The 13,244-nt window shown below is 40.1% G+C and carries 12 protein-coding genes and 1 tRNA gene; 1 reads left to right on the top strand and 12 read right to left on the bottom strand.

Annotation, left to right across the window (positions count from 1 at the left end):
• The 3 genes from DW862_RS17800 to DW862_RS17810 all read right to left on the bottom strand — a co-directional run.
• The coding region (locus DW862_RS17800; protein ID WP_243636509.1) for a hypothetical protein at positions 1-2,336 on the bottom strand (2,336 nt) is incomplete at its 3' end.
• Complete coding sequence (locus tag DW862_RS17805; protein ID WP_120069661.1) at positions 2,326-3,291, bottom strand: hypothetical protein; 966 nt, start codon at positions 3,289-3,291, stop codon at positions 2,326-2,328. The genes DW862_RS17805 and DW862_RS17800, both read right to left, overlap by 11 nt.
• The gene (locus tag DW862_RS17810) at positions 3,288-7,922 is read right to left on the bottom strand and encodes a phage tail tape measure protein (RefSeq protein WP_120069664.1); all 4,635 of its coding nucleotides are present in this window, start codon (positions 7,920-7,922) and stop codon (positions 3,288-3,290) included. The genes DW862_RS17805 and DW862_RS17810 overlap by 4 nt, the downstream gene beginning before the upstream one ends.
• A 261-nt stretch (positions 7,923-8,183) precedes the next feature.
• Between DW862_RS17810 and DW862_RS17815 the strand changes: the two genes are divergently transcribed.
• Positions 8,184-8,378: a hypothetical protein gene (locus tag DW862_RS17815; protein WP_008998668.1), complete on the top strand. Its 195-nt coding sequence runs from the start codon at positions 8,184-8,186 to the stop codon at positions 8,376-8,378.
• A gap of 341 nt (positions 8,379-8,719) precedes the next feature.
• Here DW862_RS17815 and DW862_RS17825 read toward each other — a convergent pair whose 3' ends face one another.
• From DW862_RS17825 to DW862_RS17865, 9 genes are all read right to left on the bottom strand, one after another.
• On the bottom strand, positions 8,720-9,247 hold the full coding sequence (locus tag DW862_RS17825) for a hypothetical protein (protein WP_008998667.1): 528 nt from the start codon (positions 9,245-9,247) through the stop codon (positions 8,720-8,722).
• 101 nt (positions 9,248-9,348) lie between these two features.
• Positions 9,349-9,417 (bottom strand) — tRNA-OTHER (locus tag DW862_RS17830).
• 8 nt (positions 9,418-9,425) lie between these two features.
• Entirely contained in the window at positions 9,426-10,025 is a 600-nt protein-coding gene (locus tag DW862_RS17835) for a hypothetical protein (RefSeq protein ID WP_120069668.1), read from the bottom strand.
• Between the two features lie 2 nt (positions 10,026-10,027).
• On the bottom strand, positions 10,028-10,408 hold the full coding sequence (locus DW862_RS17840; RefSeq protein ID WP_120069671.1) for a hypothetical protein: 381 nt from the start codon (positions 10,406-10,408) through the stop codon (positions 10,028-10,030).
• A gap of 2 nt (positions 10,409-10,410) precedes the next feature.
• Positions 10,411-10,866, bottom strand: coding sequence for an HK97 gp10 family phage protein (locus tag DW862_RS17845; RefSeq protein WP_120069674.1), 456 nt, complete (start codon positions 10,864-10,866; stop codon positions 10,411-10,413).
• The gene (locus DW862_RS17850) at positions 10,863-11,174 is read right to left on the bottom strand and encodes a hypothetical protein (protein ID WP_008998663.1); all 312 of its coding nucleotides are present in this window, start codon (positions 11,172-11,174) and stop codon (positions 10,863-10,865) included. Before DW862_RS17850 ends, DW862_RS17845 begins: the two co-directional genes overlap by 4 nt.
• Entirely contained in the window at positions 11,168-11,500 is a 333-nt protein-coding gene (locus DW862_RS17855) for a hypothetical protein (RefSeq protein ID WP_008998662.1), read from the bottom strand. Before DW862_RS17855 ends, DW862_RS17850 begins: the two co-directional genes overlap by 7 nt.
• A gap of 5 nt (positions 11,501-11,505) precedes the next feature.
• Positions 11,506-12,627, bottom strand: a complete 1,122-nt coding sequence (locus DW862_RS17860; protein WP_008998661.1) for a major capsid protein — start codon at positions 12,625-12,627, stop codon at positions 11,506-11,508.
• A 21-nt stretch (positions 12,628-12,648) separates the two neighbouring features.
• Entirely contained in the window at positions 12,649-13,233 is a 585-nt protein-coding gene (locus DW862_RS17865; RefSeq protein WP_120069677.1) for a hypothetical protein, read from the bottom strand.
• Positions 13,234-13,244 lie beyond the last annotated feature (11 nt).

The following is a 13,244-nucleotide window of genomic DNA, read 5'->3' on the forward strand; positions in this document are numbered from 1 at the left end:
CCGAGAGAACTTAGTAGCATTTTTTCGTCTTGGGTCATAAACTTTCTTGACGTGCTTTCTTCAATCATTGATGCAGGATGAGAAGCCGGATGAGAGTAATTATTAGCTCCTGCCGCTATTCCGTCCAGTTTTTCCCGTTCCTCGTCCGTCATAAACCTGTGTGTGGCATCTTCATTTATTTCTGACGCTGCATGCTTATGCGAAGCAGGTGCATAATTACCAACCGGTTGATATACTCCTGAATGGTTATGGTTTCCTGCCGCTTTTCCATTCCAATTTGTTTTATCAGAATCTGTTACAAATCGGTGTGTAGCATCCTCGGTCACATCTGTTGCTGTATGCTTATGTGAAGACAGTGCATAATTACCTTTAGGTTGATATGCTGAATCGTGGTTATGATTACCTGCAGCTTTACCATTCCAAGTGCTTTTTTCTGCATCAGTAACAAAGCGGTGAGTACTATCCGGAGTAATATCCGTTGCTTCGTGTTTATGCGAACTCGCTGCATAACTTCCTGCTGGCTGATAGACCCCTGTATGAGTATGATTCGACGGGGACGCACCAACCTCGGAAGCTGTATAAGATGGTTTACTTGCAGCTTTCGCCCATGCAGGCACATCGCTTGCTGGCATAGAAGTTGGAAAATCACTTATTTCAGACTTCTTATGAGTATGCGCTTTAGGTGTACGTGCGTCACTTAGTCGACTATCATTTCCTTGGCAAACAGTTCCGGAAGTTGTGCCAAAGTTCTTATTGAAAGCTGTATTTTTTGAGAATACAGGTTCGTATATTCCTGCATGGTTATGTGTATCCAAAGCTGCTTTCAAAACCTTCCCTTGTTCGGCAGAAAGGACCTTGCCAGTACCACCACTTGTTAGGTTGTTGACAATATCGGAAACGTTGATTTTCTTCCCTAACTCTGTTGCCATGGTAGCGGCGAAGTTCGGATCATTATTAAGGGCATTAGCCAATTCAATAAGCGTGTCGAGGGCTTCCGGTGATCCAGCTACAAGTGCATCCACTGCAGCTTTTACTTTAGCATCAACTCCAGAAACTGCGTTATTGGCGGCCTGTGCTGCCGCATTTGCGCTATCTGTGGCAGCTTTAGCAAGAGCTGTTTGCGCTACTGATGCGTTTTTGGCTGTATTAGCATCATCAGTAGCTTTTTTCGCTAAAGCTGTTTGGGCTTCCGATGCAACTTTGGCAGCGTTAGCCTCTTCTGTTGCTTGTTGGGTTTCTTCTTTGGCAGCATTAATACTTATAATTGCTGCGTTAGCGTCATTAGTAGCTTTCTTTGCAAGAGCAGTCTGTTCAACTGATGCGTTTTTGGCAGCATTTGCATCATTCGTAGCTTTTTTTACAAGTTCTAGTTGTGCGGTAGCATCTCCTGTAGCAGATGTCATTTCTTGTATAATACCGCTATACTCTGACTTACGTTGGGATTCGGCTTCTGCACGTTCTGTTTCAGCAGAGACACGCCTAGTCTCATTTGAGGAACGAGTATCTTCTGCAGCTTTGCGGGTATCTTCATTTTGCTTTCTTTTATTTTCTTCGGATACCCGGGCTGTCTCCGCTGATTTACGTTCTGTTTCAGCGGACTTTCTTTTGTTTTCTTCTGATACTCGGGCTGTCTCCGCTGATTTACGGTCTGTTTCAGCAGATACGCGTTCAGATTCGACAGTAACGCGATTATCTTCGGCTATCACACGTGCAGTTTCATTCGTTTCTCTCGTGGATTCGGCTTCTTTTCGTTCATCTTCGGCTGTTACGCGATCTGTTTCAGCTGTAGAACGTGTTGTTTCAGCCGCTTTTCGTTTGTCTTCTTCCTTCACACGTTCCGATTCTGCAGAAGAACGTCCTGTTTCAGCGGTCTTACGTGCATCTTCATTACTTTTACGTGTTTGTTCATCTGACACTCGTTTATTTTCTGTTTCAACGCGGCTAAGTTCTGCAGATACACGTTGCCCTTCAGCGGTCGCACGAGCTGCTTCCTCTGCTTTACGGGTATTCTCATTTATGATACGTACTGATTCTGCAGCTGACCGGGCTTGTTCTTCATTTGAACGATTTCTTTCAGCATCGATACGAGTAGCTTCATTGCGTTGTCGAGTATCTTCATTCGCTTCTATTTGGGTTCGGGAATCATCGGCCGCCTTTGCTGCGTCATTGGCCTTCTTTGTTGCTGCAACTACGTCATCATAGGCTTTCTTTATGAATTCAAGACTAACTTTTACACTTGTTTGTACGCCATTCACCATTTTAACGCCAATAGTGTACAATCCTACCATGCTATCAGCAAGCGTTAATTCGCTGATTTTTTTCTTTTTAATTGGCATAATTTTTTAAGTCAATATAAAATATTCCATCTTCTGTTATGATAAATTCTCCTGCTTCGGATGCAAGCAGGAAGTCTGTTTCTCCAATCCGGAAACTAGTAAATACAAGTTTCAAGGTAAATTCCCACCATACCCCATTATTAAGAAGAAAATTGTTTGTCTGGCAACTCTTATAATAGCAAGGATAGCTTTCACTCCACTCATCACAATAAAATATACGTTCAGCATCAGAATACTCATATCCTTCATCATCGACCTTAGCAGACAGTTTTGTGAGATCATAGAGTAGGGCATTGCGATTACGCCAGAACGCTTCAATCGTCCCGGCCCGCATCAGGCATTTGAGAGATACTTCTTTGGTTTGGAATTTCACAACTTCACCGTCATAGATTGCTCCATCTTGACGTTTGAAATTCTGCAATAGGTTCTTTTTTACTGCCGGAGTTTTCAATATCTCGGCATTACTACCTGGAAGAACTATTACGCCATAATCGGACAAATCTTTATTGTCTATTTCATAACCCTTTGGCATAGCGATAGAATTAACAGGGTCCTGATATTCATAATTTACTTCATGAGGAAAATCGTTTGCAAAAACTATCTTCGCTATTTCAAGTCTAGGATAAATTGTATAGCTATTCTGTGATAACAAACGTAAACGATATGTTTTACCAAGAATCGGAAAACGGAAATTATGGTATCCCATATCGGAAAGGAGCGCTATTAATCCACCAAATCCCAAGTCATCTCTAAAGCCAAATTCTATACTAATTTCGCTTGTGTCTAGGGCAACCACAGAAAGATCAAATTCTTGTCCGTCTTCCTCCGGCCAGTCGTTTTTCTCCGGATCTTTCAAAGTAGGGAAGGCAACAAGATTATTGTAGCTCCCCTTTATAATTGAAATACCGTGTTTGGTATACATATCTAATTCATCTATTAGTAATTGTCCTTTCATCGCTTCAGTATTATGCCTTTTGTGTTTAATGTATCAATACCCAGTTTTATAGACTCTATGGCTTTTTCAATCGCTTCAAGCCGTGCTGTATGGCTGCTTATATCAGATAGATAAGTGATAACAATATCATTGTATTTCATTATTTCTCCCATATATTTATCCAAATTTGAAAGATATGCGAGTTTTTCCGCTATTTTATCCGAATTAGACTGGAGATGCTTTACACCTTCATTAATTGAATATGTATGAGAGATCATAACAGCAAAACTACCGTCTAGCTTATCTGCAGAGTCTTGCGACATAGAAGCAAATCCTTTCTTTGATGCCTCACGTTCTTCATCATCATCTTTGCCAAAACCATATATTTCTGATAATGCATCGCGTTTAGCTTTCATTTCATTGGCAATCTGTTGGCCTTCGGCTTTCAATGCATTATATTCATCCTCGGTCATACCATCATCCATTGCATTATATAGCTTTTCCCTCCATTCAATCAACCGGTCCATATAATCCTCCTTAAGCATGGAATTAAGAATGGCATTTCTCATATATTCTTCGAAGTTGTCTGCAAAATCAGCACTATCGGCGTCCATATCAGTAAGCAAGTCTTGGAAGTCAGAGCGGAGAGAACTGTAATCAATAAGAGTCGTATCAGCAATTTGTTGTTCTAATACTTCCGCAACCTTTGCGACACCATTTGCTATTTGATCGGCAAATTTTTGTGTATCGGAATCTAGTTGTGACCAAAATATGCCTGCATTCTCCTGAAGCTTTGCAAGTTGATCATCTGTCAAATCAAATAGACCGGTCATACGTCCGCCCATTTTCTTTTTGAAATCATCAATAGACATTCCTAGTGTGTCCGCTGCTTGTTTCCAACCTTCCCAGGACATATCTTCAACTTCACTATATCCCTTCGAGTGTGATTTTCCAGAAGCACCAGAATTTAGATACTGTTGTCCTAAAACCCTAGCATTTTCACTTTGCAATTTTACCATTTTAAGCGCTTTTTCATAGGCTGCATTGGCATTATCTCCTGTAAGAGTTTCAGCTAATTCCAGTTGCTTTTCGATTACTCTATCAAGAATACTGATATAAGACTCATACGTTTCTTTCGCTTTCTCGTATTTCTCCGTTGTATCGTCTTTTCCGAACAAATCAAAGATTTTCATTGCTACCTGCATTGCTGCGCCAATGATCGCAAGAATAACAGACGCTTTTTCAACTGTACTAATAGCGTTCGCTGATGTATTTGCTGCTGATTCAACGCCAGACATAGCAGTCATTGTAAATGCTCCGATATTACCAATCAAAGAGATAATTTCTCCAGCAGGTCCACCGATCGTTTTTCCAAGTTCATCTATTGTGTCCGCTAGTTCTGATATCTGTGCTCTGACTTCTTTCTCTGCCTTTTTAACTTGGTTGTCTTTCTTGACAACCTTATCTTTTGCTGCGTTGTAGTTTTCAGTTTTCTTTTTAACTTGCTCCAAGGCCTGCGCTTCGGATAAATAGGCTTTAGTCGATTCTATTTTACCTGTTTCCGGATTGTATTTAGAGGATTTGATCCCATTCTCAAATTTAGCACCTCCTTTCACAGCCTCGGCTTTTATCCGAGCATTTTCTAACTCGATTTGCGCATTGGCTAGCTCTTCTTCAGCTTCCGCTAGTTCTTTCTTCTTATCAGATAATGACTGAAACGGATTACGGGAATCCAATTCGTCCATGATGGATTGAATTGTACTCGTATATTCGCGAAGTTGATCAGGAGATAGAACTTGTGCCGCTGTACTCTTTGCATTCTCTAATTGCGTTAAAAGGGAATTAAGAGTTTCGGAAGAAGTTTCTTTCAAGTTTTCGAAGGCGCGAACATATTCTGGGGATTCTTTCAACTTATCGTAGTCCAGTTTCATTAACTCCATTCCCTTATTTTTCGTTGCTTGAGCAATGGAACGGTCTATCTGTTCTACCTGATTTGTATCTCCATTCTTCGTAGCTTGTTTACGCTGTTCCTGTAACGTTGCAATATCCTCATTAAATTTTCGTTCAATCGCAAGACGCTGGTCTGTATAATCCTGATACTGATTCAACAGGTCAGATAAATCATCTCCGCGATCAAACTTTGTATTGGTAGCGATTGTAGCTTCTTTTGCTATATTATCGAATGAAGCAAACAGTTTTTTCGTAGATTCTGAATTGATGAAAACATCTGCATTAAAAACCTTCTTTTTATTTTGAGGATTGATTTCAAAAGCAGCTCGTGCATCTTCTATTACTTTCCGTTTCTTATCCTCGGTTTCGCGCTTAATAGCCTGTAATTCTAGCCGATGATTGAGTGCTCTTTGCCTTAGAACCTTTTCACTGCTTTCTTTAAGTTTATTGATTTCAATCTGTTCAAGTTCATTTGCTGAATCTTCTTTCATTCGTTCCTGGTCAAACTTCTGTTTCTCTAACAGGAGTTTATATTTTTCTTGTTCTTCACGTAATTTTTGTGCCTTATCATCTTGCTTGGAAAATGAATCATAAACTTTTAACTCTTTCTCTGCTTCTTTTAGCTTTTTGATGTTTTCTTTGTAGGCAGTAACGACAGTAGCATCAATCCCTTTGAAATTTCCAGCATCCATCAATTTCTTTTGAGCCGAAGCTATTGAATCTAGTGCTTTCGTTGCATCATCTTTTTGCTTGGTCCAAAAGGCTTTATTTTGAATCTCCGACTTTTCCTTTTCTTTTTCATCTTCTTCTTTCGCTTGTTTTTGAATCTTTGCAATATTATCTACAACCTTTTGAGCTGCATCAACTTCTATTTTAGCCCTGCCAAGTTGTATGTCATATTGTCCGGAATAAGTTCCACGTTTTGAATCTTCAGCAATTAAAGCCTGAATTGAGTCATAATTACGTTGAGCCATAATCAATTTGGTTTGTGCTCCAATTCGTGCACGTCTCTGAACTTCTTCTGCGATCATCTTATTTAAAGAAAGGATATCCATCAATTTAAGTTTTTCAATATCCATATTCTTAAAAATATTTGGCATAATGCTTTGAAGCTTATTATATGCTATGACTTTCTCATAATTTGCAGAAGTCTCATCGCGTATCGTTGAAAGTAAATCTGTAGCACTTTTTTTCAAATTATCAGCTTGTTCGGTATATGCTTTGCATGCTTCATTATATTTTCTCTGTACTTTTTCAGCTTCTGTCTCAACCGTTACCACATGGTATATTGCGTAACCGAGCGTTGCAAATGCAGCGGCAGCCAGCACATAAGGGTTGGTTAGCATCGCTGCTGCATTTTTTAATTGTGCAATCGTTTGGGCTTTGAGAGCTTTTGTCAATAAAACACGTGCAGATGTGTTTTTGGCAATCATTGCAGCTTCAACGGCATACATGCCTTTAGTCAATACCAAGTTAGCCGCTTCAACAGTCCGCTGCTTGTTAACAATAGCTGTAACTGTTGCATGTACTTGTTTAGCGGTACTTACAGCCAAAATACTTCCTTTATATCCAGCGAGAGCCGTAGTAACGGTAACTATTAGGGCACCAATAGTTTTTAATGATTCCTGTGCATTTCCATTATCAAATGCCTTATTTATTGATTGTGCGGCACTTGATATTTGTTTTAAAATCTCTTTTCCAAGGGGACGAAGGGTAGCTGTTATATTATTTCCAAGTAGTTTCATTTGATTTTCGGCAGATGAAGCCATTTCTTTAAAGGCTGCTTCTGCTGCACCGGCAGAATTATTAACTTCGTCTAGATCGGAAGCTGCTTCCTTGGCCTTTTCACCAGTAAGCATTAAAGCGGCTTGGAGTGCTTCATCGGTACCCAACAATTCTTTCATTTTGGTTGATGAACCACCTGCTTTGTCATAAATAAGTTGTAATGCTTCTTGGAAAGTACGTCCTTTGAATGCAGCGTCTCCCAACTGGTTGGCTGTACCTAAGATAGCAGCACGTATTTTCGTCATTGCTTCCGAAGTGGGAACACCTTGTTTGGTGATTGATGCTACTGCGCCCAGGACTTCTTTTATATCAATGCCAAATGATGCAGCAATAGGTGCTGCTTGGGCTATACTTTTGCCTAGTTGACCAAAATCAGTCTTACCTAATCGAACGGTGGTAAATAACTGGTCCGAAACTTCCTGGGCTTTAGAAGCATCCAATTTATAAGCATTTAGAACTGTTGTAATAGCATCAGCTGCAGTAGCAGTATCGGTTACTCCACCAACAGCAGCTTTTGCGGATGCTTCCAACACTTTCATTCCGTTGGCTCCGTCATGTCCGGCAGATACGATCTGATAGAGAGCTTTGGCTGCTTCGTTTGCTTCAACGGGAATAGTACGAGTTATCTCCATAACTTGATTCATGTAATCCGTTAAGCTGCCTTTAATTCCATTTGAAAGAGTAGCAACTTCTTTCATGCTTTGTTGAAACTGTTTTTCAAAGTCGTATGCACCTTTGGCAGCTCTGGCAAATGCGATACCTGCACTAATGCCGATCCCACCGAATACATCGAAAGCGGTAATTTCACTGGCCATTGCCTTAATGATTCCCATCGCTTCCTGACGCCCGGAATATAGTCCTGAATTATCTATGCCTGTTGCGAAATACAACGCTCCATCTTTGTTCTGAATACTCATATAGCATTTATTCTTAAAATATAAAGAGGAGCCAAAATTTGGCTATTTCAAGAAGAATAAGCATCTTTGCAGTGTTCTAAGACCAAGGAACAGTTTTTATAAATGCTTTGGGGAGTTGATAAGCCTAGAATTACAATATAAGGCTATCAATTCCCTTTGCTACATAGTCCCAAAGCATTTGAAAGATTATGTTCCTTGGTCGGAATAAAAGGGGAGAGATAGCCTTTTTCTATAATATATAAATCACTATTCATTAGCGCCATGACCAAGGAAAATGAAAACGTATCCATAGCGAATAAAAGTAGCTATACGGAAGAAGAGATTAAAGCTGCCTACGAGAAAGGGAAGAGTGAAGGAAGAATTGAAGGGATGCTCTCTTATCAGAAAAGATTGATTAAAAATCTACAGCAGGATAATGCTTCTCTCAATCAGATGCTTCAAGAAATGAAAAAATAATCCCCTGTATCTTCACAGACACAAGGGACCAAAAACAACTCTAAATCAATTTAATAAAAAAACAGTTAACCTAATATATAAACACAATGGCAAATTACTTTATCTTTTGACCTTCCCGTTAATATCATAATATCTTTTCATCCGGATCTTTTCGTTTGGATTATCAAAACTTGGTAGTTCTATCCATTCATAGTCTCGTCCTTCGACTTCTCCGTCCTCATCTGTCGTTTTATTTCGCTCCCTCATTACAAAGGAGTACTCCTGAAGTAATATCTCTATTAATCCATAGCTACTATCCAGCGTCTCATTAAAAGTCAATCCTAGAGCTTCTTTTACAATAACTAAGAATCTACTTTGGTTGTATCCTTCCAGCTTTGTAGATTTTTCCGAGCGGCTATTATCTCCGTCTCTCGCAATGGGCTCACGTTCCGAAGCATCGTGATAGAGGTACAAAAAGGGTGATATCCTATTCGATATATAATTGCATTGAATAATATGCGTATATCTTCCCATGTGGAATTGTCTGCAAGAGCTTGTTTAAACCATTTTGGCGGATCACTTGGCTTATTATGAATACCTAAGCATACGATATCAAGAAGCAGTTCTCCGTACTTATCCATAATTTTGGGAAAATCTTCTGGCAGCTCTCCCTTTTTTACAATCATCCTATCAATATCTTCTTTTTCAATTTCAAGAAGAAGCGGACGAATTCTAAACCATGTCCGGACGGTAATTGGTTTTATTACAATACTATTACCTGGGTCCTTTCCATTAGGAATAGAATCTCGGTTAGAGAAATCAAATGGGATTCTTACAGGTTGTTCTGTAACAGAATCAGATTCTTGTTGGAATAAGTTTTTTATACTCATAAATTTCATCAAGGAGCCTAGTCAGTTGTACTTCCTGACAATATGTCCAGTTATTCGCGACTAACCTTTAATACTTTCGGCTCCATCCTTCAAATAGTTTGTTCCTGTGAGTGGATTCGAACCACCGGTCTCTACTAATGTAGTGCTTTAACCAACTAAGCTACACAGGAAACCATTTTTACTCTACTACTTCTTCGCCTTCGGGATTTGCTGGATTTGCCGGGGCTTCTCCGCTTTCAGACACGCTTATAACTTCACGCATAAAAGCAGCCTTTTTTTCTCCGGAAGCTGTAATAGCTGCCTGCATATATACACGTACAAGTAACAACTCCGCTTGCTCGGAACCGGGAGCTTGTGAGATCTTAGAAGTAATCTTACCATTAACTACGGTATAAACTACCTTTTTACCGTTTTTGGGTAATGTTTCACACTGGAATGTCTTTGAGATAGAAGGAACGTTGATTGGTTTCTTCCAGATGTTTCTTCCGTCAGCTGTATCAATCTCACCACCTGCTAACTCTTTAAGTACTTCGTTAGAAGGAGTAGGAATAGAGAGCTCGATGTAATCTGTTGTATCTTTTACAAATTCAACATACAAAGGTTCATCGCTTCCTTCCGTTTCGACTTTTACTTCTTTAGGATCCGCAAAGTTGAATACTACACTTCCTTTTGTCGGAAGAGGAAAATCTTTGAGGTCCGCTCCTGGAACACCGTCTCCGACTGTTCCAAATTTAATTTTACCTACGCCCATAGCGATAGGTCTTACTTCTCCTGTCATAATTATTGATCTATTAAAATTTCTAGTCTAATATTTGTACAAGCGAATTTCTCTTTCAAGTCCGGCATTGGAACACTCCAGAGAATTGTCACTTCTTTACATACACCGTCATTACTATTGATTGAATCAAGCGACTTCCGCACCTTACGCTTAATTTCCTTCATGCGTTGACGTTGGTGCATACCATTTTCATTCAAAGGGACAAAGATGTTGACGTTAATAGGCACTTTATTAATGAAGTCGAGTTCATTCAATTGTAGATGATTGATAACGATATGTTCATTGGTCAAGCCTGCTTCCGATTTGTCTTTGTAAATCATAACATCGGTGCCCGCAGCGGCCACAGCATTATAAACTATATCTACAGCGTCAAATTCATCCATAATCAAATCTTGCTAAAAACTGATTTCAACGTATCCCTTAGATACTTCTCACATTGCGTATTAGCCCCTGAAACGACTTCATATCCTTTAGCTTCCACGGCAGCCGCATATTCCATTCCTGCAACACCAACCAACACATAACCACCGGAATGAGACAGAGATACTTCTTCTGCAAGCCTACGCCCTTTATACTTACCGGTTGTCTTGTCAGTTCCTTTTTCACTTTCAGTAAAGTTCTCTGCAACCACTTCTCCGTTTTTCGCAATTATATATCCGATAGATGAACGAAGATTGCCAGTCTGGTCCTTATATGAGCCGTTCTGGCGAGCTATATCGATAAACTTTTCACCTCCTGCCTGCAGCAATACAAGTATCTTGTTTTCTGCTTTGCTTTGAAAGTGATCGAACCAACGTTCTAGTGAATGTTGGTCGAATAGGGGAGTCATGCCATTTTTCATACGTTGATAATTGAATGTGATTGATAAGATTCCCAACAAATAATTGGTACATCTACGCCTTTGGAATCAACTTTCAAACGCAAAAACTTACTGTCTGCCGGCGGTTGGATTTTGGTGTAAAAATAGCCATGTACTTGCGCTTCATCACCAGCAGAATTACGTTTATAGACAACAGTACCATCACTTACAGGATCATAACGTCCGGGAACGGATATTTCAATCGGTTTCCCCGGAACCCATTCACCGTTTACTGTCTTTCCGTTAACGTCGATAGTGACTATCGCTGTATGTGGATATCGTTTTACCATCTGTTACCAGCCTTTCCTTTGATAATGATTCGTTTCCCGAGTTTACCGGCTTTCTCCGGCTCCCCGTTTTCTATATACAGTTGTTTTGCAGTCTGGACATAGAAAGAACGGGGATGAGTGATAGAAAGCTTATTCTCACTGAAATCCTGTGAGTTTACTAACATGGCGTACGTATCAGCGACACAAAGACCAACTTGCTTCATGTTTTCAGTAGTACATTCCGCTTCGGGGTTGATGCCCCGCTTGACGAAGACTACCTTATCTAAGAAGCTTTCCATATCCTCAATAGAAGGATATTCCAGTATTGTTTCTCTGATTGTTGCCATATAGTTTACTCTTCATCTGTTTTTTCAGTATCTTCACCTTCTTCCCATGCTTGGCCATCAGTTTTCATGATGTACATTGCATCAGGATCATTAATTACAGGAATTGCGTTGGCTTCCGCTTTAGTCCACTCCTTGAACGGTTCCAGTTCAGACCATTTGCTGATGAAAACAAAGTCTTTTTTCAGCGTTGTAGCTTTCTTCTTGTATTCAACAGAATGTTCCGCTGCGATAGGACCATGCTGAATGTCGCCACACTGTAAATCTTCCAGGAAACAAATATTAGCGGATTCCCATGGATTTACAGTAGTACGTTGATGAGCAGCATTCTCAATACGAACAGACGGACTTACAAGAACAATCTGGACACCTTCCGTATTCTCTTGGGCAGCAAGGTATTCATTGATAACCTTTTTGGAGATAGTCAGTTTTTCTTTCTGATTGATCCAGCCTTTTACCTTTTCAATAACAGCCTTTTGCTTCTTCAATAGAGCAAATCTGTCTTTGCGCATTACTACGTATTTGATAGTAACACCTTCGGCAGAAGCGGCAACCACAGTGTCCTCAATATCCTGTAAGCCGTCGGCCGTTGTAGACTTAGACCAATCCACAGCAGCAACTTTCTTGTTTTCATTAGGCATACCACAGCCTACAAATTCTTCGGTAACAATGCCATTGTTATTGCTTGAATTGAGAATGAAGCCACCTTTAGACATCAATTGCATACACCACCATTCGAAACGGCCACGAACAGCGTTATATACAAAGTCTTGATCTTTAAAAGCAAGGTCTAGAATTGATTTCAAGTCTGCATCACCTTCACAATCCCGGCTAAGTTGCTGGTATTCGTTCCAGTCGCTTTCGTTCATACCGCGTTTTACGGCAGTCTTAGGGATATCACCTGACATCTTGCCGATAACTTCACGTTTCTTTTGCGGTGCGGAAGAATCGAATGAAATAACATCAGCGATAACCGGTGCACCTTTTTCGCCAGTAAGAGTTTCCCATTTCAGAGAGTTCTTCTGTTTTACACCAAAGAAATTAGGGAAGAATACCGGCTTAACTTTACGCGAGTTAAGACGGGCACCCATATTCTTACGGTTCACTTGTTTAATTAAACTTCTTTCCATACATAATTATGAATTAATGGATTACACAAAACGGATAAAATGAAGCAATGCCTTCATTGCTTCGTCAATAGGGTAGGGCATTACTGCCTCATTTACAGTACCACGTACCAGAAGTCCTGATTGCTGGTTAGCAACCGTTACATCAACCTTGTTCATTGTAATAACTTCTGGTACATATTTGAACTTGGCGGCTTTGGCATCAGCTTTGGCAGTAACAAGAACTAATACATTACCTATCTCTGCAGCTCCAATTGGTCCAGCAAGGGTTATCGTATCGTAGCCTGGGTTGGTCTTGTCGATTGCAGAGATTACATCAGCAGCTCCAGTTAAGGCACCACCAACAGTAACAGCCTCTCCAACTTTAAACACATGATTCTTTGCTATTTGAATAGTTACTGCATCAGCATCCGCAACTGCCGTAATTCTTCCGGTCTTAACAGTATGATAAAGACCGTTAGCATCCTTACCTACCATAACAAGCGGAGGAAGTTCATCAATGATTCCCTTCAGTTCCGCACGGGCAATAGTACCACCGCCCTGAATGTCCTCAATAATCTTTTCGATTCCGGGAGCATACTGAAATTCTTTTTGTTTTTTTCTGAACATAGCTTTTAATT

This window comes from Bacteroides sp. AM37-9 (assembly GCF_003603455.1).
Lineage (GTDB): Bacteria > Bacteroidota > Bacteroidia > Bacteroidales > Bacteroidaceae > Bacteroides > Bacteroides xylanisolvens.

Bases quoted from the DNA above. Each gene is read 5' to 3' on its own strand.
- DW862_RS17835 (WP_120069668.1), bottom strand. From the start codon at position 10,025: ATGACAGGAGAAGTAAGACCTATCGCTATGGGCGTAGGTAAAATTAAA.
- DW862_RS17860 (WP_008998661.1), bottom strand. From the start codon at position 12,627: ATGGAAAGAAGTTTAATTAAACAAGTGAACCGTAAGAATATGGGTGCC.
- DW862_RS17865 (WP_120069677.1), bottom strand. From the start codon at position 13,233: ATGTTCAGAAAAAAACAAAAAGAATTTCAGTATGCTCCCGGAATCGAA.
- DW862_RS17855 (WP_008998662.1), bottom strand. From the start codon at position 11,500: ATGGCAACAATCAGAGAAACAATACTGGAATATCCTTCTATTGAGGAT.
- DW862_RS17805 (WP_120069661.1), bottom strand. From the start codon at position 3,291: ATGAAAGGACAATTACTAATAGATGAATTAGATATGTATACCAAACAC.
- DW862_RS17840 (WP_120069671.1), bottom strand. From the start codon at position 10,408: ATGGATGAATTTGACGCTGTAGATATAGTTTATAATGCTGTGGCCGCT.
- DW862_RS17815 (WP_008998668.1), top strand. From the start codon at position 8,184: ATGACCAAGGAAAATGAAAACGTATCCATAGCGAATAAAAGTAGCTAT.
- DW862_RS17825 (WP_008998667.1), bottom strand. From the start codon at position 9,247: ATGAGTATAAAAAACTTATTCCAACAAGAATCTGATTCTGTTACAGAA.
- DW862_RS17845 (WP_120069674.1), bottom strand. From the start codon at position 10,866: ATGAAAAATGGCATGACTCCCCTATTCGACCAACATTCACTAGAACGT.
- DW862_RS17850 (WP_008998663.1), bottom strand. From the start codon at position 11,174: ATGGTAAAACGATATCCACATACAGCGATAGTCACTATCGACGTTAAC.
- DW862_RS17810 (WP_120069664.1), bottom strand. From the start codon at position 7,922: ATGAGTATTCAGAACAAAGATGGAGCGTTGTATTTCGCAACAGGCATA.